The organism is Pseudomonas sp. NPDC077408 (assembly GCF_050269105.1).
GTDB lineage: Bacteria > Pseudomonadota > Gammaproteobacteria > Pseudomonadales > Pseudomonadaceae > Stutzerimonas.
The window spans coordinates 232,627-251,658 of the sequence record NZ_JBNNHS010000003.1 but is presented as its reverse complement, the minus strand read 5'-3'; the positions used below and the strand labels follow the sequence as shown (position 1 = coordinate 251,658).

The 19,032-nt window shown below is 62.0% G+C and carries 15 protein-coding genes and 2 riboswitches; of the genes, 11 read left to right on the top strand and 4 right to left on the bottom strand.

Annotation, left to right across the window (positions count from 1 at the left end):
* Positions 1 to 2 precede the first annotated feature (2 nt).
* The 3 genes from ACQKEK_RS10480 to ACQKEK_RS10470 form a co-directional block, all read right to left on the bottom strand.
* The gene (locus ACQKEK_RS10480; RefSeq protein ID WP_499142483.1) at positions 3 to 1,628 is read right to left on the bottom strand and encodes a (2,3-dihydroxybenzoyl)adenylate synthase; all 1,626 of its coding nucleotides are present in this window, start codon (positions 1,626 to 1,628) and stop codon (positions 3 to 5) included.
* The gene (locus ACQKEK_RS10475) at positions 1,625 to 2,797 is read right to left on the bottom strand and encodes an isochorismate synthase (protein ID WP_499142481.1); all 1,173 of its coding nucleotides are present in this window, start codon (positions 2,795 to 2,797) and stop codon (positions 1,625 to 1,627) included. Before ACQKEK_RS10475 ends, ACQKEK_RS10480 begins: the two co-directional genes overlap by 4 nt.
* 424 nt (positions 2,798 to 3,221) lie before the next feature.
* A complete protein-coding gene (locus ACQKEK_RS10470; RefSeq protein WP_499142480.1) occupies positions 3,222 to 3,698 on the bottom strand; it encodes a GreA/GreB family elongation factor in 477 nt (158 codons plus the stop codon).
* Between the two features lie 232 nt (positions 3,699 to 3,930).
* Between ACQKEK_RS10470 and ACQKEK_RS10465 the strand changes: the two genes are divergently transcribed.
* The 9 genes from ACQKEK_RS10465 (at position 3,931) to ACQKEK_RS10425 (ending at position 15,806) form a co-directional block, all read left to right on the top strand.
* On the top strand, positions 3,931 to 4,359 hold the full coding sequence (locus ACQKEK_RS10465) for a DUF2141 domain-containing protein (RefSeq protein WP_499142479.1): 429 nt from the start codon (positions 3,931 to 3,933) through the stop codon (positions 4,357 to 4,359).
* 303 nt (positions 4,360 to 4,662) lie between these two features.
* Complete coding sequence (locus tag ACQKEK_RS10460) at positions 4,663 to 4,935, top strand: HU family DNA-binding protein (RefSeq protein ID WP_019339665.1); 273 nt, start codon at positions 4,663 to 4,665, stop codon at positions 4,933 to 4,935.
* A gap of 560 nt (positions 4,936 to 5,495) precedes the next feature.
* A riboswitch (guanidine-I (ykkC/yxkD leader) is annotated at positions 5,496 to 5,595 on the top strand.
* 122 nt (positions 5,596 to 5,717) lie between these two features.
* Complete coding sequence (locus ACQKEK_RS10455; RefSeq protein ID WP_499142478.1) at positions 5,718 to 6,533, top strand: ABC transporter permease; 816 nt, start codon at positions 5,718 to 5,720, stop codon at positions 6,531 to 6,533.
* On the top strand, positions 6,530 to 7,366 hold the full coding sequence (locus ACQKEK_RS10450; RefSeq protein WP_499142477.1) for an ABC transporter ATP-binding protein: 837 nt from the start codon (positions 6,530 to 6,532) through the stop codon (positions 7,364 to 7,366). The genes ACQKEK_RS10455 and ACQKEK_RS10450 overlap by 4 nt, the downstream gene beginning before the upstream one ends.
* 1 nt (position 7,367) lies before the next feature.
* Entirely contained in the window at positions 7,368 to 8,096 is a 729-nt protein-coding gene (locus ACQKEK_RS10445) for an urea amidolyase associated protein UAAP1 (RefSeq protein WP_499142476.1), read from the top strand.
* Between the two features lie 15 nt (positions 8,097 to 8,111).
* Positions 8,112 to 8,747, top strand: coding sequence for an urea amidolyase associated protein UAAP2 (locus ACQKEK_RS10440; RefSeq protein ID WP_499142475.1), 636 nt, complete (start codon positions 8,112 to 8,114; stop codon positions 8,745 to 8,747).
* 294 nt (positions 8,748 to 9,041) lie between these two features.
* Complete coding sequence (gene uca, locus ACQKEK_RS10435) at positions 9,042 to 12,683, top strand: urea carboxylase (RefSeq protein WP_499142474.1); 3,642 nt, start codon at positions 9,042 to 9,044, stop codon at positions 12,681 to 12,683.
* A gap of 144 nt (positions 12,684 to 12,827) precedes the next feature.
* The gene (gene atzF, locus ACQKEK_RS10430) at positions 12,828 to 14,630 is read left to right on the top strand and encodes an allophanate hydrolase (RefSeq protein WP_499142472.1); all 1,803 of its coding nucleotides are present in this window, start codon (positions 12,828 to 12,830) and stop codon (positions 14,628 to 14,630) included.
* Positions 14,631 to 14,834: 204 nt separating this feature from the next.
* Positions 14,835 to 15,806 (top strand): aldo/keto reductase, encoded by a 972-nt coding sequence (locus ACQKEK_RS10425; RefSeq protein ID WP_499142470.1) that lies wholly within the window; start codon positions 14,835 to 14,837, stop codon positions 15,804 to 15,806.
* Between the two features lie 62 nt (positions 15,807 to 15,868).
* Here the strand turns inward: ACQKEK_RS10425 and ACQKEK_RS10420 are convergent, their stop codons facing one another.
* Positions 15,869 to 16,435, bottom strand: coding sequence for a hypothetical protein (locus tag ACQKEK_RS10420; RefSeq protein ID WP_499142469.1), 567 nt, complete (start codon positions 16,433 to 16,435; stop codon positions 15,869 to 15,871).
* A 372-nt stretch (positions 16,436 to 16,807) separates the two neighbouring features.
* Positions 16,808 to 16,910: riboswitch (guanidine-I (ykkC/yxkD leader) on the top strand.
* Between the two features lie 47 nt (positions 16,911 to 16,957).
* Between ACQKEK_RS10420 and ACQKEK_RS10415 the strand changes: the two genes are divergently transcribed.
* The gene (locus tag ACQKEK_RS10415; protein WP_499142468.1) at positions 16,958 to 17,965 is read left to right on the top strand and encodes an ABC transporter substrate-binding protein; all 1,008 of its coding nucleotides are present in this window, start codon (positions 16,958 to 16,960) and stop codon (positions 17,963 to 17,965) included.
* A gap of 43 nt (positions 17,966 to 18,008) precedes the next feature.
* On the top strand, positions 18,009 to 19,031 hold the full coding sequence (locus ACQKEK_RS10410) for a fatty acid desaturase family protein (RefSeq protein WP_499142467.1): 1,023 nt from the start codon (positions 18,009 to 18,011) through the stop codon (positions 19,029 to 19,031).
* Position 19,032 lies beyond the last annotated feature (1 nt).

Below are 19,032 nucleotides of genomic sequence, written 5' to 3'. Positions count from 1 at the left end.
CCTTATTCGGTAACGGTCAGTTGTTCAGCGACGCGACGGCGCAGGCGGTTCTTGTCCACCTTGCCGACCGCGGTCACCGGCAGCGCGTCGATGTGTACGAATCGGTCGGGAAGCTTGTAGTCGGCCAAGCCGAGCCCGCGCAGAAACTTGCGCAGCACGATCCCCTTGAGCGAGGGGTCGGCGCTGACGATGTAGGCGCAACTCTTCTCGCCCATGGCCTCATCGGGCACTGAAACCAGCGCCGCCTGCGCTACGGCGGGATGCGCCATCAGCAGGTTTTCCACCTCTTCGGCGGCGATCTTCTCGCCGCCACGATTGATCTGATCCTTTATCCGGCCGACGACGACGAGGTAGCCATCGTCTCGCTGGCGGACCAGGTCACCGGAGCGGTAAAAACCCTCGGCATCGAATGCGGCGGCGTTGTGCTCGGGGCTCTGGAAGTAGCCGCGGATCGTGTACGGCCCGCGCGTCATCAGTGCCCCGATTTCGCCAGCGGCCACTGGATGACCCTCGCGGTCGACGACCTTGATCTCGTCATCCGGGCTCATCGGCTGGCCCTGGGTCAGGTAGACATGCTCGTCGCTATCATCCAGCCGGGTGTAGTTGACCAATCCTTCAGCCATGCCGAAGACCTGTTGCAACCTGCATCCCAACACCTGAGGGACACGCCTGGCCTGGGCCTCAGGCAGCTTGGCGCCGCCAACCTGAATCAACTGCAGCGAATCGAGCTCACCATGGCAGCTAGGTGCGGCCTGTAACCACATGGCCAGGGCAGACGGCACCAGCGCGGTAACGTTGACCTGCTGCTGTGCAATCAAAGGGAAGCAACTGGCGGGACCGGGGTCCGGACTCAGCACGACACGACCGCCAGCGAGAAACACACCCAGCGCGCCGGGGGAGCTCAACGGAAAGTTGTGCGCTGCCGGTAGGGCGCAGAGGTAACGGGTTTCGCGGTCGAACTGACAGATCTCGACGCTGCGGCGAACGCTGTAGAGATAGTCGTCATGGGTTCGCGGGATCAGCTTTGGCGTCCCGGTACTGCCACCGGAGAGCTGAAAGAAGGCCACTTCGCCGGGCGGCGTCGGGCTGAATGATCGCAGTGCCTTCGCTTGCACGCACCAGCTCTGCAGACGCAGCTCAGGGTGGGGGTCGTCGTGCAGCAAGACGGTATCCAGCTCGGGAATAAGTTCGGTCAGTTCCTCGACAAACGCATCGCCTGTGAACAGCGAATGGGCCCGGCTGGCAATCAGCAACCGGGGGCGGACCTGAGCGGCATAGGCCACCAGTTCCAGACGGTTGTGACTGAACAGTGCGTTGACCGGCGCTATGCCGGCTTTCATCAATGCAAAGAACACAACGTACAGCTCAGCCTGATTACCCAGCTGAACGAGCGCACGGTCGCCCTGCCCCAGGCCGCGGTTCGCCAGCCGTTGCGCCAGGTTGGTCGAGGCCCGGTCCAGGTCGGCATAGCTCAATGCCCTGCTGCCGTCGACTACCGCAACGGCGTCCGGCTGGGTGCTGGCCTGCTCGGCGAGCATCTGGCTCAGCGGTTCGCCACGCCAGTGGCCGGCCCGACGATAGCGCTCTGCGAACTCATCAGGCCAGCGCGTAAACGTAACCAGGCTCATACCGCCTCCCGATCGAGACCGAACGCCGCAAGCATGGTGCCGAGCTTGGTGCCGGTCTCGCGCCACTCCGACTCCGGGCACGATTCCGATACCAGCCCAGCCCCGGCGAACAACCGAACACTGCGGTCATCGATCACGCCGCAGCGGATCACTACGGCCCAATCACCGTTACCTGCCGCGTCGCACCAGCCGACAATGCCGCCAAAGACACCTCGATCGAAGGGTTCGAGTTCTGCAATCAGTTGCTTGGCTGCGGCGGTAGGGAAACCGCAAAGCGCGGGAGTCGGGTGCAGCTGGCACGCCAGCTTGAGCGCCGATACGGGCTCGGCGAGCTCGCCTTCGATCCGCGTCGACAGGTGCCACAGCTTTGCCGTGCTCATCAGAGAGGGTGCGCTTGGGATGTGCAGCTCTCGGCACAAGGGGCGAAGCTGGCGTTCCATGTCACGAATCACCAAGCGGTGCTCGTGCTGGTCCTTGGCGGAATCGAGCAGGCACTGCGCCGCGTGCTCGTCTTCCGCGGGATCGGCATGACGCCGGGCTGAGCCCGCCAGTGGGTTGGTTTCCAGATGCTGGCCGGTCTTGCGAAGTAGAAGCTCGGGGCTGGCGCCGATCAGTACGCCGCCGCCAGGCAGGTCGGTGAAGAAGTGGTAGGCCTCAGGATTCTGCTGACGCAGCCCCTGGAAGATCGTCGCGGCACATGGCGGCTCGTCGAATTCGAGCTGCAACAGACGGGACAGCACCGCTTTGTCGAGACGTCCATTACGTAGCGCGCCAAGCGCTCGGCTCACCGCCTGCTGGAAGCCAGCCTGGTTGGGCTGCTCGATGCACTGGCGTGCGTTACCACAAGCAAATCCACAAATTGAGGTAGGCGGTGCCGTCGGAGGGAGATGACTGACGTGTCGCGGAATGAATAGATTTGAAGGTTGCTGCTTATCGAAAGGAATCACGCCAACCAGCACTGGATTGCGCAGCCCGGCTGCCTGGGCTTCGGCGAAACCGCGCTGGACGTCCCTCTCAAGGCCCGGCCCGGCACCCTCCGCCGGCGTGTCTATCACTTTGAAACAACCGCTGGCTTCAATACCCCCAGCCGGTGAATAGAATCGGTACGACGGCGGGAATTTGTACCCTGCCTCAGGCCCGTCGTAGGCGACGCGAGTCAATGCGTTCACCACCACCTCCGCAAATACTAATGAGATTGCTTATCATCTGCATGCGTCACGATAGTCAGCTCGACGGGATGCGTCAAATTGTTTCTGGACGGAATGAGGGGTGGCATTTTGCTGGCGCCAAGCGACGGTGAGACGCCAGCGGCAAGGTAGAAACGGTGCAGTAGGACGGTTGAGTGCGAGAGCTAAAGGTAGCGGCTAAGAACGAGCGCTCTCTAACCTTTTATCGTTTAAAATCAAAATGATAAAGACGTTTATTGATATCACTTATCGGATGGCTTTGCGCCCCAGATCCACCGCTGTAAACCAGTATCGCAAACCATACAATCAACATCAGTTATGATTCATAACTTATTGATATATAAACGATTTTTAATTATTAGAAATGCACTGAGATGCCTTTTCTCGCTCGTGCGGTGAAAGCAGATCAACTGACGCTGATTACGCTGTAGCGGATGGATTGTCCTTCGACACGAATCTCGGCCTCATCACCTTCCTCGCAGCCCAGCAGCGCTCTGCCCAGCGGTGAACGCGGAGAGATCACCAGCACCTCTTCTCCTTCAATCGTCACATTCAGCCCAGCGGCATCCGGCCCGAGGAACACCCAGCGGCAATTGTCAGCGGACTCCAACGAAACCAAAGCGCCCAGGGTAATCGCTGCATTGCGATGTGATCGCACCGGCAGGTTTCGATAGCTTGAGAGCGCTGTTTCTATTTCATGAACGCGTCGCCGTTGACCATCAGCCAGGTAAGCCGCTTCCAGGCCACGGGTGTCGTACTTGTTCTCCGCTTTGCTTTCGGCGTGCGTCGCTGCCTCGTGAGAGGCCTTCAGTGAATCCTTTGCAACAGCCAGGTCGGCCTGCAGCTTGTCGATGATCAGCGTCTGAAGATGGGTCTTATTCATGCGGGCTCGGTCAGTAAGGCGGTTGGCCCTAGCATCGCATTGCCGTGCTCCTGGAGCCACGGCGTCCTTCTCAATCGATATGGGCACCTGCGTGTGCTGAGGCGAGGCTGACTTATCAACCGTATAGGCTGGTCGATCCGTTAGAAGCGCGGCACTATCGCCATACTGTTCCGGGCACGCTTGATATGCCCGCGCCATCCAAACGAGATGCACGCCAACCAGGAGCGAATCGATGACACTGCGCGTAGCGCTAACTTTGGTAGCAATGGCGGTAGGCCAAGCGGCTTTCGCCGACGGCCAGCCGCTGACGGTCAAACTGAACAACATCGAACACGACCGGGGCACAGTTCGCGTGGCTCTGTTCTCGGACCCAAAGACGTTCCGTAAAGCGGACCAGGCATTTGCCTCGAGCGAATCGCCAGCCAAGGCCGGAACGGTCACCCTGCTGTTCGATGACGTACCAGCCGGTCAATACGCGGTGATGGCCTACCACGACGAAAACGCTAACGGCGAGCTGGACCTTCGATTTGGCATGTTTCCTACCGAAGGTTATGGACTGTCCAATAACCCCAAGGTAATGGGTCCGCCAGCATTCGAGGAGAGCCGGTTCGAAGTGCCAGGCGACAAGCCCAGTGAGATCGACGTCGACATCCACTACTAAAGTCGAATGCGAGCCAATCAGCCTGTTGATCGGCCGGCTCATGGGCGTTTTGCGCTTGGCGCGACCTGGTTAGCCGCGTACGGATCGCTTTTGATGCATCCTGCCGACGGCAACCCTACCAATGGTCGGGAGGGCAATGAACCGGAGCCAAAATCCCGCTGTCCAGACAAAAGCGTCTGGATTAGGCAAACAAACGATTTGTCGCCCCGCACCGGATATTTTTGAAAAAGAGGAAATTTGCCGCAGGCGGCAGAGCGAGACGCTGCTTATACTGACCACCCATTCCAATCTGGAGCCACACCCGTGAATAAAGCCGAGTTGATTGAAGCGATCGCCGCCTCCGCCGATGTACCGAAGAGCACCGCCACCCGCGTGTTGGATGCCTTCACCGAAAGCGTGACCAACACCCTGCAGAACGGCGACAGCGTGACGCTGGTCGGCTTCGGCACCTTTGCCGTCAAAGAGCGTGCAGCCCGTGATGGCCGCAATCCGCAGACTGGCGCAACGATCAAGATCTCCGCAGCAAAGCTGCCAGGCTTCAAGCCAGGCAAATCGCTGAAGGACGCAGTGAACTAAGTCACTGCATCCCAGGAAACCGGGCCGCTGACGTCCTCACGGACGCAGCGCCTGCTCGGACCTTCCCTCTCCTGCTTATCCCCGCCTAATTCCACCTGCCCTAGCCGTAAGGCGAAAGCTTGCATACCGCGCGTTCGTGACATCCACACGGGCCGCTAGGCTTTCAACCTCACCTGCGCTCGCGCAACAGAAACTCTGATCAAGACAAGCAGACTGGCACGACAGCACCAGGTGGCTGCCGGCTATTGCCCGTGTGTTCTCGCGCGAATCAATCGTCTGGCGTCCTCGCGCCGGTTGATTTTGGTGAGCGGCGGCACCGTAGAAGATCTCGGGCAGCTTCGCTGCCAGACAGGTTTCGATGCACCCCCTCGCCTACGCAGATCTGGATCTTCCAGCTAGCGTCTCGAAAGGGGGCATGAAACGCTCGCCTTGCACTATTAAAGCGCGCCAGCGCTGCTTAGCCCCGCCGCAAGCGCCGAAACACGCAGGTCTTGTGGTTGGCACTGCTCTTGCAAAATCCCTATTGCCAGGAAGCTGCGGCTCAGGGACGAGAAAATTCAGAAATAGCTGACTAGGGTTCCGGCTCGCGGTTGCGAGTGGCTGGTCCGAGAGTTGGCGACCTCCAGTGAGGTTACACGGCGGGATAAAAGCCCGGGAGACGGCGTTCGACACGCAGCTCCTATTGCCATGTCCACTCACTGGAGGCCTTTTATGCCCCTGCTCGGATTCGACAACACGACCGACCCGCGGCAACACCCCCCGATCGAAAGGGGGACCTCCCCATGCGCCTGATCAATCGTGTTCCGGGCCGCACCGGCTGGACGCTGCTGGTGATGCTGCCCTTCGCAATTCTGCTGTTCGCCTATCTGGTCAGCTCTGCGCAACGGCTCGAAACCAACCCCAACGACAAGCTCCTGCCTAGCTTCACGCAGATGTCCAGCGCTGTGGAGCGCCTTGCCTTCACGCCGGACAAACGCAGTGGCGACTACCTGTTCTGGCAGGACACCGCGTCCAGCCTCAAGCGCCTTGGCGTCGGCCTCGGCATCGCCGCGGTTGCCGGGCTGTGCCTCGGTGTTGCAGCTGGGACGCTGCCGCTATTCAGCGCGTCCCTGTCGCCCTTGCTGACGGTGCTGTCGATGGTCCCGCCGCTGGCGATCCTGCCGATTCTGTTCATCGTCTTCGGCCTCGGCGAACTGTCCAAGGTGATGTTGATCGTCATTGGCGTGACCCCGGTACTGGCACGCGATCTGGAACAGCGCGCCCGAGAGTTGCCGCCGGAACTGCTGATCAAAGCGCAGACGCTGGGCGCCAACACCTGGACGCTGATCCTGCGGGTGGTGCTACCGCAATTACTGCCGCGCCTGTTGATCGCACTGCGCCTGGTGCTCGGTTCAGCCTGGCTGTTTCTCATCGCCGCCGAGGCAATCGCCTCCACCGACGGGCTGGGTTACCGCATCTTTCTGGTCCGCCGCTATCTGGCGATGGACGTGATCCTGCCGTACGTGGCCTGGATCACCCTGCTCGCCTGGAGCATGGATTTCGGTCTACGCAAGCTCACCCAGCTGGCCTTCCCCTGGTACGAAGGAGCCAAGGCATGAGTCATGTCATCCGCCCGGCTGGCGAACGGCCAACCAACCCTTTCATTCAGGTCAACAACGTCTGGCAGGAATATGGCGATCAGGTGGTGCTGGAACGGCTGAACCTGAGCGTCAATGAAGGTGAATTTTGCACCCTGGTCGGCGCGTCCGGCTGCGGAAAATCCACCTTTCTGCGCCTATTGCTCGGCCAGGAACGGCCTAGCCGCGGTGACATCTTGCTCGATGGCGCCCCCATCGCCGGCGAGCCCGACGCCAGCCGTGGCGTGGTGTTCCAGCGTTATTCGGTCTTTCCACACCTGTCGGTACTGGACAACGTCGCCCTCGGCCTGGAGTTGCCCAGGTCCCCCCTGCTGGGCCGCCTGTTCGGCCGCAGCAAGCGCGAAGCACGCGAGCAGGCCGAAGTGATCCTGCGCAAAGTGGGCCTCGGTCACTCGCTGGATAAGTACCCGGCACAGCTCTCCGGCGGCATGCAGCAGCGTCTGGCCATCGCCCAAGCACTCGTCATGAAGCCCCGCGTGCTGTTGCTCGACGAGCCCTTCGGCGCACTCGATCCCGGCATTCGCAAGGACATGCATGAGCTGCTTCTGCAACTCTGGCGGGAGACCCAACTGACGGTGTTCATGGTCACCCACGACCTGTCCGAAGGCTTCACCCTCGGAACGCGCATCCTGGTGTTCGACAAGACCCGCCTCGACCCTCACGCCCCTGGCGCCTACGGCGCACGCGTCACCTATGACATCCCGCTGAACAGCGATCGCCGGGTCGCGCGCGCCGCCGCCGGCGACCTGCCATCGCAGCTAGGCCACCTGCAAACCGTCAATCAAGGAGTCTGACATGAGCGCTTCACTCGCTATCCGCCCCATGCTTTATGAAGAAACCCTACCCGGCGGCGGCCACACCTCCTTCGTGCTCAATCGTGGTCAGCTGTTGCGCCTGACCGACCTCGAAGGCGGCGCCAACGTCAGTCTGCTGATGTTCAACGCGCATGAAAAAAGCGAGCGTCTCAACCTGCCGGACACGCTCAAGTGCCAGCACACCGCCAAGCTCACCACTGGCCATTGCCTCTATTCGGACATGGGTCGGGTGCTGGCCTGCATCACAGCTGATACCTGCGGCTGGCATGACAGTTTCGGTGGCGTACTGAACGCTGATGAAGTCGCCGAGAAATACGGCCAGGGTCGCTATCAGGAACTGCGCAACGGCTTCTTCCGCAACGGCACGGACAACCTGCTGGTGGAAATGGGCAAGTGGAACCTGAATCTGCAGGACCTGCTGATGACACTCAATTTGTTCAGCAAGGTCACCGTGGACGCCGACGGCGGCTTCGCCTTCGAGGCCGGCAACAGCAAGGCCGGCGACGCTGTAGAGCTGTACGCGCCAATGGACACGCTGGTTGTGCTGACCGCATTGCCACACCCAATGGACCCGAACCCCGAGTACGCACCGAAACCCGTACAGCTCAGCTGGCACCGCGTCGACAGCGATGGCATCAGCGTTCTCTGCCGTACCTCGCGCCCGGAAAATAGCCGCGGCTTTCACAACACCGAACGACTCTACATCTGAGGAAGGGGTGCCCAAATGACCATCCACGAAAGCAACCTGCACCCCGAAGCCGCCACTTTCCGGCATGTGATTCCGGCTGGCGAGCCCTATCTGTTCGAAGTGAAGGCCGGCCAGACCCTGCGCCTGCTCGATCTGGAAGGCAATCAGGCGGTCGACACCCTGTTTTTCAGCGCCATGAATCCGCGTGAGCGTTTCGATCCGCAGCGCACGCTGCGCCGGCAGAACAAGGTCTATCTCACCACCGGCACGGTGCTTTACTCGAACCTTGGCAACCCGCTGCTGACCATCATCGCCGACACCTGTGGCCGTCACGACACGCTCGGCGGGGCCTGCGCGCAGGAGAGCAATGTGGTGCGTTACGCCCTGGACAAGCGCTACATGCACAGCTGTCGCGATAACTTCCTGCGCGCCAGCCTGCACGACGGTCGCCTGGAGAAGCGCGACATCGGAGCCAACATCAACTTCTTCATGAACGTCCCGGTCACGCCCGAGGGCGGCCTGACCTTCGCGGATGGCATCTCCGCCCCTGGCAAATATGTCGAGCTGAAGGCCGAGCAGGACGTGATCGTACTGATCTCCAATTGCCCGCAACTCAACAACCCGTGCAACGGCTGGAACCCCACGCCGGCCGAGGTGCTGGTATGGGACTGATGCGCTGGTTGCGCCGCTACCTGCTGCCGTTGATGCAAGCACGTGCCGGGCAGCGGCCCACCAAACCCAAGCCGGATGCGCGGGGGAAGGATGATCATCGCGCAGCCCAGTAGCACAGAGGGATGGCCCGCGCGGCGCCCTGCTTGAGCGTCGTAGGGTGGGCTTCAGCCCACCGTTAGCAGTACGTCCACATGGTGGGCTGAAGCCCACCCTACCAATGGATGAACCCCCGGACGGCCGGGGGCGATGAATGAATATAAGCGGGACGGCCCGCCTCCCCCAGAGGGACTGAAGATGTTCGAAACACTCCTGATCGCCAACCGCGGCGCTATTGCCTGCCGCATCCTGCGTACGCTGCGTGCCTTGGACGTGAAAGGCGTTGCCGTCTACTCGGAGGCCGATGCCGCCAGCTTGCATATCCAACAGGCCAGTGAAGCCCATAGCCTCGGCGAGGGCGCTGCCTCGAACACCTATCTGGCGGTCGACAAAATCCTCGCCATTGCGCATCGAACCGGTGCGAAAGCGATCCACCCGGGCTATGGCTTCCTCTCCGAAAACGCCGCGTTCGCCGAAGCCTGCGAGGCGGCCGGTATCGCCTTCGTCGGGCCGACGCCAGAGCAGCTCCGGGTATTCGGCCTCAAGCACACCGCCCGCGCACTGGCCAAGCAGCACGGCGTGCCGATGCTCGAAGGCACCGAGCTACTCGACAACCTCACTGTTGCGCTAGGCGCAGCCGACCAGGTCGGCTATCCGGTCATGCTCAAGAGCACCGCTGGCGGCGGCGGCATCGGCATGCGGGTTTGCCGTGACGCGGCTGAACTGGCGGATGCCTTCGACGCAGTGAAACGGTTGGGGCAAAACAATTTCAGCGACGCCGGCGTATTCATCGAGAAATACATCCAGCGCGCCCGCCATCTGGAAGTGCAGGTCTTCGGTGATGGTGAGGGCGATGTGATCGCCCTCGGCGTGCGCGACTGCTCTGTGCAGCGGCGCAACCAGAAGGTGTTGGAGGAAACCCCGGCGCCGAACTTACCCGCCGGCATGGCCGACGCGCTGTGCGAGGCGGCGATCAAGCTGGCCAAGGCGGTCAGCTATCGCAGCGCTGGCACGGTCGAGTTCGTTTATGACAGCGAGGCCGAGCAGTTCTACTTCCTCGAAGTGAACACCCGGCTGCAGGTCGAGCACGGCGTCACCGAGCAGGTCTGGGGCGTCGATCTGGTGCGCTGGATGATCGAACTGGCGGCCGGTGATCTGCCTCCGCTGACCGAGCTGGCCAAGAGTTTGAAGCCCAAGGGCCACGCCATCCAGGCGCGGCTCTATGCAGAGGACCCGGGGCGCGATTTTCAGCCGAGCCCTGGCCTGCTGACCGCGGTCCAGTTTCCGCCTTCCGACGGCAAAGCACTGCGCATCGATACTTGGGTTGAGGCAGGTTGCGAAATTCCGCCCTACTTCGACCCGATGATCGCCAAGCTCATCACCTACGCGCCGACCCGTGAGGCAGCCAAGGCTGCGCTCGATCAGGCCTTAGCCGACAGCCTGCTATATGGCGTCGAGACCAACCGCGACTACCTGCGCCAGATTGTCTCGTATGCCCCGTTTGCCGAAGGCAATCCCTGGACCCGTTGCCTGGACGGCCTGACTTACCAGGCGACCACGTTCGAGGTGCTCACCGCTGGCACCCAAACCACCGTTCAGGACTTTCCCGGCCGGCTCGGTTACTGGGCTGTCGGCGTGCCTCCGTCCGGGCCGATGGACAGCCTTGCACTGCGCCTGGGCAATGCGCTGCTGGGTAATCCGACCGATGCAGCGGGCCTGGAAATCACCATGAACGGGCCGATCCTGCGCTTCAATACCGATGCGGTGGTCGCGGTAACTGGCGCCGACATTCCGGTGAAGCTCGACGACGTCGAGCAACCGATGTGCACTACGTTTCTGGTCAAGGCTGGCAGCACGCTTGCGCTCGGCACCATCTCCGGGGCCGGTGCGCGCAGCTACCTATGCGTACGCGGCGGTCTGCAGATGCCCGATTACCTGGGCAGCAAGAGCACCTTTACCCTTGGCCAGTTCGGTGGCCATGCCGGACGCGCATTGCGCGCCGGCGATGTACTGCATATTCCTGAACTCATTGACCGCAGCGCCGGCGCCAGCCTGCCTGTCGAACTCTGCCCGCCGCTGCCATCGGTACGCGAGATCCGTGTGATCTACGGCCCGCACGGCGCGCCGGAATACTTCACGGAAGGCTATATCGAGCGCTTCTTCGCCACCGACTGGGAAGTGCATTTCAACTCCAGCCGCACCGGCGTTCGTCTCATAGGACCGAAGCCCGAGTGGGTGCGTGACAGCGGCGGCGAGGCCGGCCTTCATCCCTCGAACATCCACGACAACCCTTACGCCATCGGTGCCGTGGACTTCACCGGCGACATGCCGGTCATCCTCGGCCCGGACGGCCCGAGCCTCGGCGGCTTCGTCTGTCCAGTGACCATCATCGAGGCCGACCTCTGGCAGATGGGCCAGCTCAAGGCTGGCGACAAGGTGCGCTTCGTGCCGGTGGATGTGGCCATGGCGCGTGAGTTGGCTAAGACCCAAAATCTTGAGTGCGGCAACCTTTGTAGGAGTGAGCTTGCTCGCGATCAGCCATGCGAAAGGATCGCCAGCAAGCTGGCTCCTACAACAGCCCATGCCCTCACCTCGCCCATGGTCCTCGATCTGGGGAACGACGACACCCGCCTGGTCGCCCGGCTCTCCGGCGACACCCATTTGCTGCTGGAAATCGGCGCGCCCGAACTGGACCTTGTCCTGCGCTTCCGTGGCCACGCGTTGATGCAGGCGCTGGAGGCGAAGAACCTCAACGGCGTGATCGACCTCACCCCCGGCATCCGCTCCCTGCAGGTCCATTACCAGCCGGAGACCCTGCCGCTTCAGAGCCTGGTCGACACCGTCGCCGGCCTCTGGGACGCGGTGTGCTCGGCGCAAGATCTCCGCGTCCCGTCGCGCATCGTGCATCTGCCACTTTCCTGGGACGACCCGGCCTGTCAGTTGGCGATCGACAAGTACATGACCACGGTGCGCAAGGACGCACCCTGGTGCCCGAGCAATCTGGAATTCATCCGTCGCATCAACGATCTGCCGAACCTCGACGAGGTGCATCGCACAGTGTTCGAAGCCAGCTATCTGGTGATGGGCCTGGGCGACGTCTACCTCGGCGCGCCAGTCGCAACCCCCCTGGACCCGCGGCATCGCCTGGTCACCACCAAATACAACCCGGCGCGCACCTGGACCGCGGAAAACTCGGTCGGCATCGGTGGCGCCTACATGTGCGTCTATGGCATGGAGGGCCCGGGCGGCTACCAGTTCGTTGGACGCACACTGCAGATGTGGAACCGCTACCGCGCGGTGGAGGCGTTCGGCGGCCAGCCCTGGCTGCTGCGCTTCTTCGACCAGATCCGCTTCTACCCGGTTTCCGCCGAGGAGCTTTTGAAGATCCGCCGCGATTTTCCGCTGGGCCGCTACCCGCTGACGATCGAAGAGACCGAGCTGCGCCTGTCCGACTATCAGGAATTCCTGGCTAAGGAAGCCGCGGGTATCGAGGCCTTCCGTAGCCAGCAGCGCGCTGCTTTCGACGCCGAACGCCAACGCTGGATCGCGTCCGGCCAGGCGCACTTCGAGAGCGAGGAAGTCGCCGCTGAGCTCGGTGAAGACGCCCCGCTGGGCGCCGGCGAGCATGGCATCGAAAGCCACATTGCCGGGAATCTCTGGCAGGTATCCGTGACCGAGGGCGCTCGGGTAGAAGCCGGCGACGTGCTGGTGATCCTCGAGAGCATGAAGATGGAAATCCCGCTCACCGCACCTGTTTCCGGCGTGGTGAAGGACATCCGTGTGCAGCCTGGCTCGCCCGTGCGTGCCGGCCAGCGGGTGGTGGTGATCGAGGGCGCGTAAGGCTCCCTGCCCAACAGATGACCGTAGGGTGGATCACGCCTCACCGATCCACCAACCGGCCCACCGGCCACCGGGCCACCTGGCCGTCCCGAATATCATGCGTGGAAAAGGCGCTGCCGTTTTCCACCCTACGAGGAATACGACATGACAACCGACTTTGACCTACGCCTCGACACACTGCGCGCGGCTTACTCCAGCGCCAAGCTGTCACCGCGCACACTCATCGCCGCAGTGCACGAACAAGCCACCAACCTCCAGGCCGAATTCAACCTCTTCATTCATCTGCTAACGAAGGATGAACTCGAGCCCTACCTCGCAGCCCTGGACAGCAAATCCCCGGCTGAGCTGCCGCTCTACGGCATCCCCTTCGCCATCAAGGACAATATCGACCTGGCCGGCATCCCGACCACGGCAGCCTGCCCCGCCTTTGCCTATACACCGGACACCAGCGCAACCATCGTCGAACAACTGATCGCCCTCGGTGCCATCCCGCTTGGCAAGACCAACCTCGACCAGTTCGCCACCGGCCTCAACGGCACCCGTTCGCCTTACGGCGAGTGCCGCAACAGCGTGCATCCGGCCTATCCGTCGGGGGGCTCCAGCGCCGGTTCGTCCCTGGCCGTCGCACTCGGCCTGGCGAGCTTCGCATTGGGCACGGACACCGCCGGCTCCGGTCGGGTGCCGGCCGCGTTGAACAACCTGGTCGGCCTCAAGGCGAGCAAGGGTTTGATCTCCACCGCGGGGGTAGTCCCCGCGTGCCGTACACTGGATTGCGTCACCTTCTTCACCGCCACCGCGGCCGAAGCCAGCCAGCTGCTGGCCCTGACCGCCGAACTCGACCCGTGCGACGAATACAGCCGCGCCAATCCACTGTGGAACGACGGTTCGGCGTTTGGCCAGGTCAAATCTTTCCGTTTCGGCGTGCCCAAACAACCGGAATTTCTCGGCTGCCCGGAAAGCCCGGCGCTGTTCGCCACCACCATTGAGCACCTGAAAGCGATGGGCGGCGAGCCGGTGGAGATCGACTTTGCGCCATTCCTTGAAGCCGCGCGGCTGCTCTATGAAGGCCCCTGGGTTGCCGAACGCTACAGCGTTGCCGGCGCGTTGATCGAGCAACAGCCCGACGCCGTTCTGCCGGTGATCAAGGCGGTGCTGGAAAAGGCACCCGGCACCACTGCCGTGCAGCTGTTCCAGGCCGAGTACCGGCTGCAACAGCTCAAGGCCGTCTGTGACCGGATCATGGCCACGGTGGATTGTGTACTGACCCCGGCCTACCCGCGCCCGGTCACGCTGGACGAGCTGCACGCCGAGCCGGTCAAGCGCAATTCGGACCTGGGCTACTACACCAATTTCATGAACATGCTGGACTACGCCGCCGTGGCGGTGCCGGCGGGTGTGATGCAGAACGGCCTGCCCTGGGGCGTGACCTTGTTCGGGCGAGTATTCACCGATCAGTACCTGCTGAGCCTGGCCGACATGCTGCAACGGCAACATGGCATCGCATTGATCGGTGGGCAGTCGATCACCTCGCCTGCCCCACAGAACGCCGCACGCAGCGACCGCGCCCGTGTCGTGGTCTGTGGCGCGCATCTGGATGGCTTGCCGCTGAACTGGCAGCTCAAACAGCGCGGCGGCCGATTGCTCGAAGCGACGCACAGCGCAGCGCACTACAAACTGTACGCATTGGCCGGTGGCCCACCGTTCCGCCCGGGCATGGTGCGAGTTGCCGATGAAGGCGTCGCCATTGAGGTGGAGATCTGGGAAGTCCCGAGCAGTGAACTGGGCTCCTTCCTCACCGGCATCCCGGCCCCCCTCGGGCTGGGCAAGGTACAACTGGCCGATGGCAGCTGGGAGACCGGCTTCATCTGTGAGCCGTACGGTTTGGAAGGCGCCGCGGATATCAGCGAGTTTGGCGGCTGGCGCGCGTACATCAAAAGCCGCTCCTAACGCTTTTCGTAGGAGCGAGCTGGCTCGCGAACAGCCAGGTAAAGCAGCCGGTTTGGGGGCATGGCCTGCTTCTGCATCCCCCCGGCGACGCTCTGGCTCGGCACTCTCAAATACTGCGGCGCCGTCCGGAACATCCCCTCTCAGACGTCCTCCGATGCAAAGCGACGCCGAATAGTCGGCTCTATTTGCATCAGAGGAGGTTCCATGCGCATCACCCTTCCACGTCTCGGTTTTGGCGGCGCGCCGTTGGGCAACATGTTCGCCCCGCTCGACGAAACCACCGCCGACGCTACGCTCAAGGCCGCCTGGGATGCGGGCATCCGTTATTACGACACGTCACCGCACTATGGCGCCGGCCTGGCCGAGCAACGCTTTGGGCGCTTACTCAGCAAAAAGCCCCGCGATGAATTCGTCCTGAGTACCAAGGTTGGCCGCTTGCTGCAGCCGACCAGCAGGCCGGAGAACGCCCCGCCCTTCGTCGATGAGCTGCCGAACAAGCGCGTCGTCGACTACTCCGCTGACGGCGCACGACGCTCCATCGAAGACAGCCTGGAGCGTATGGGCGTGAATCGTATCGATGTCGCCTTCATCCATGACGTGTCCGAAGACCAGTGGGGCCCACAGTGGACCGAGTATTTCCAACAGGCCATGCAAGGCGCGGCGAAAGCGCTGACGCAGATGCGTGAAGAAGGCCTGATTCGCGGTTGGGGGCTTGGCGTGAACCTGGTCGAACCCTGCCGCATGGCACTTGAGCAATCCGACCCGGACGTATTTCTGCTGGCCGGCCGCTATTCTCTACTCGACCACCGGGAAGCGCTGGATACGCTATTTCCCACATGCCTGGAGCGTGGCGTCGGGATCGTTGTCGGCGGGCCGTTCAACTCCGGTGTACTGGCCGGCGGTGAACACTACGACTATGCCGACGCGCCTGATGATATTCGCCAGAAGACCCGGCAGATCGAAGCGGTGTGTCAGGAGTTCGAGGTAGATATCCGGGCTGCGGCGCTGCAGTTCTGCCTCGCGCATCCCGCCGTCCTGTCAGCCATTCCAGGCACCAGCAACCCGAAGCGTCCTGCACAGTACGTGCAACAGTTCGAGGCCGAGATCCCGAGTGACTTCTGGCGGGCGCTGAAGGCTAAACAGTTGCTGCCTGAAGATGCCCCGGTGCCGAGCTGACGCTCCGACTGGTGGTGGCGATACTGCCAAGGCATGGCCTGCGCGTCCCGCCACCACCCTCTTCAAACCGCCCCGCCGGGCCTTTTCGCACCCAATCCGAGCGCGAGTGTCGCGCTTAGCGTGATAGCGAACACTGCGAGAATCGCGATACCCGTTTTCGAGATGATCAAGGCACCGTATCGAATCCCCCGCATGCGCACCGCGTAATCAGAGCAGGACGTGCCGGCTTGGGCCTCAAGGCAGTCTCGCGCAACGGAGGCCAGGCTCGATCGGACAAATTGGTCTGCCAACTCGGCAAAGTGCAGATGAGCGAACTGAATCGCGAGGGCAAATGCCAACAACAGAACGAGCAGCAGGAGGAATGATCGAGTCGAGGTCCTTGCAAGGTGGCTGACAAGGAGCGCCACGGCGAGGACCAGCACTGCAACAGCGCCCTGTCTGATCGAAACAAACTCCACCTGTAGAAGCGCTTCGACTGGCTCCGAATATGCACATCGGGACGCGAGACTACGACTGCAGGCCACCACGCGCTGCCAGTCGTGCTCTGACAGGTGTTCCAACGCGCTGCCTCTAAACCAGCTGATGATCTTTACCGCGCCGGCACCAATCGAAAGGAAGGCAAGCAGCAACAGTCCGAAAAGCGGAAACCTCTGCATTCGTGGACATCTATTTCCGAAGGTCCTCGATCATAGCCGGCCAAACGTTCCGGTTGCCTAACCCAGGCTGCAAGCCGTGAGGCCGGTCGCAGGCGTGACATCGAAGGCCCTGAAATCGCAAAGCAACTTCGCTGACCGGCAGCACCATCGCGGCGCACTGCTCACCATTTGAGCGCAAATTGCCTGCCGCCCTGACGCGATAAGCTGTCGAGATAAACCTCTCATCCCATTGATATTTAACGTTAACAGCCTCGACAAATTGAACTGGCACGCAACCTGCTCTACCCAGAACAGAACGGGATGAGTCGCCACAGCGCTCACATCGCTCGGCACACAGGAGCTACACAACAGGCGAACTAGGGTTCCGGCTCATGCAGATGAGCGCTGGTCCGAGAGTTCTCCGGTCCCACGGATTGGGACTACACGGCGGGATAAAAGCCCGGGAGGACGCGATGTCATCCCGTGCCGGTTCTTCCACTGTGTAGGAGTTTCACCATGACAGGTCCGCTGTTTCCTTCGCTGCACAAGACCCTGCTCGGCGCCACCCTGGCCGTCGCGACCGTATTCGCGCCGCTGGTGGTTCAGGCGGCGGAAAAACTGAAGATCGGCACCGTCGTCTGGGCCGGTTACGGGCCGTTCTACGTGGCCGACAAGAAAGACCTGTTCAAACCTCACGGCCTGGACGTGGAGTTGCAGTTCTTCAACGACCCGGCCCTGATTCCCACCGCCATGCTCAGCCGCGCACTCGATGGCGGCATGCTGACCTATGACCAAGTCGTTGCCTCCGTCGCCAAAGGCCTCAAGCACCGCGTGGTCATGCCCATCGACTTCTCCAACGGTGGTGACGCCATCGTCGCCGATGCGTCGATCAACTCTGTGGCCGACTTCAAAGGCAAAAAAGTTGGCTACAACCCGCTCTCGCCGTCCGACTTCCTGCTCGCCTACGCGCTGCAACAGAACGGTATGACCGAGAAGGATATCCAGCCGGTCAACATGACGCCCGAAGGCATTCCCGGTGCCATGGCCTCAGGCAATCTGCCGGTCGGCGTGACCTACGAGCCCAACGTGTCGCAGATCCTCTCCATGGGCAGCGGCGACAAGTTCAAGGTCGTGTATTCCTCCAAGGATGCGCCCGGCCTGATCACCGACGTGCTGGTGTTCGACGAGGCTGTAATCGCCAAGAAGCCTGCCGCCATCAAGGCGATGATCCAGGGTTACCTCGACGGGCTCGCCTACATGCAGGCGCATCCCGAGGAGTCGGCAGACATCATTGGCGAGGTGCTGGGCGTCAGCGCCGAAGAAGCCACCGAGCAGATGTCCGGTGCCTACAACATCCCGCTCGCGGAAATGAGCAAGAGCTTCGCGCCCAGCGACGACACCCATTCCTTCCATGGCAGCGGCGCGATCATTGCCAAGCTGCTGATGGATAACGGCCAGATCCCCTCCGTCCCGGATTTCAGCGACACCTACGACGCGCAGTTCACCGAAGCACTCGCCAAGTAATGCGCGCCGGGGCGAGCCGCGCTCGCCCCGACAGGAGCCCCGTATGAAAACCCGCAAGCCGCTTTTCCGTTATGCCGATGGTCGAGTGCCAAACACCCTGGCCATGAGCTATATCCTGTTCGGCTACATCGCAGGGCTGGTGATGCTGTTCCCGGCCAATGGCTGGTTGAATGCGTTGGGTACGCTACTGCTTGGTCACGCAATGATCATTGCCGCCTACCTGATTCATGAGTTTGCTCACGGCACCATTTTCAGCGTGCCCAAGCACAATCAGTGGGCCGGCAATGCGTGCAGCTGGCTGGCCGGCAGCTGCTATGCCGACTTTCAGGACCTGCGTAAGAAACACATGCGTCACCACGTCGACCGTGCCGACGTGATCACCTTCGACAGCAAGGCCTTTCTCAAGGCCCGCCCCCTGTGGTTCCAGAAGCTGGTTGTAGCGCTGGAGTGGGCCTACGTGCCGGCAGTCGAATTGATCATGCACGGCTACGTGATCGTGTTGCCCTTCGTCACCCGCAACGAAAAGCACCGTGCGCGCCGCGGCAAGGTCGCCCAGATCATGCTTATCCGCGCGCTGCTGTTCGGGCTGCTTGGCTGGTTCTCGCTGAAAGCTCTGGTGCTGTATGCCGTGGCCTGGATGCTGATGGTCACGGTGCTGCGCTTCGCCGACGCCTACCAGCACACCTATGACGCCTTCGCCGTACTTGAGGACGGCCAGGTGCCGGAAAACAAGCAACGCGACCGCGCCTACGAGCAACTCAATACCTTCAGCAATGTGGTTTCCACACGCTGGCCATCGCTGAATCTGCTGCTGCTCAACTTTCCCTACCACAACGCCCATCACGAGAAACCGGTCGCGCCCTGGTATCGCCTGCCCGCGCTGCATGCCGAGCTGTACGGCAGCGCCTACAACCAGGTCATTCCGATGCGCGATCTGCTCGGCAGCTTCCACCGCTATCGCCTGCGTCGTGTGCTGGATGACGACTATGGCTCGGTCGGTGAAGGTCCGCAGAAGGCCGACGGCTTCTACGGTGCAGTTGGCGTGTCTTTCCTCACGGCGGTGTGAA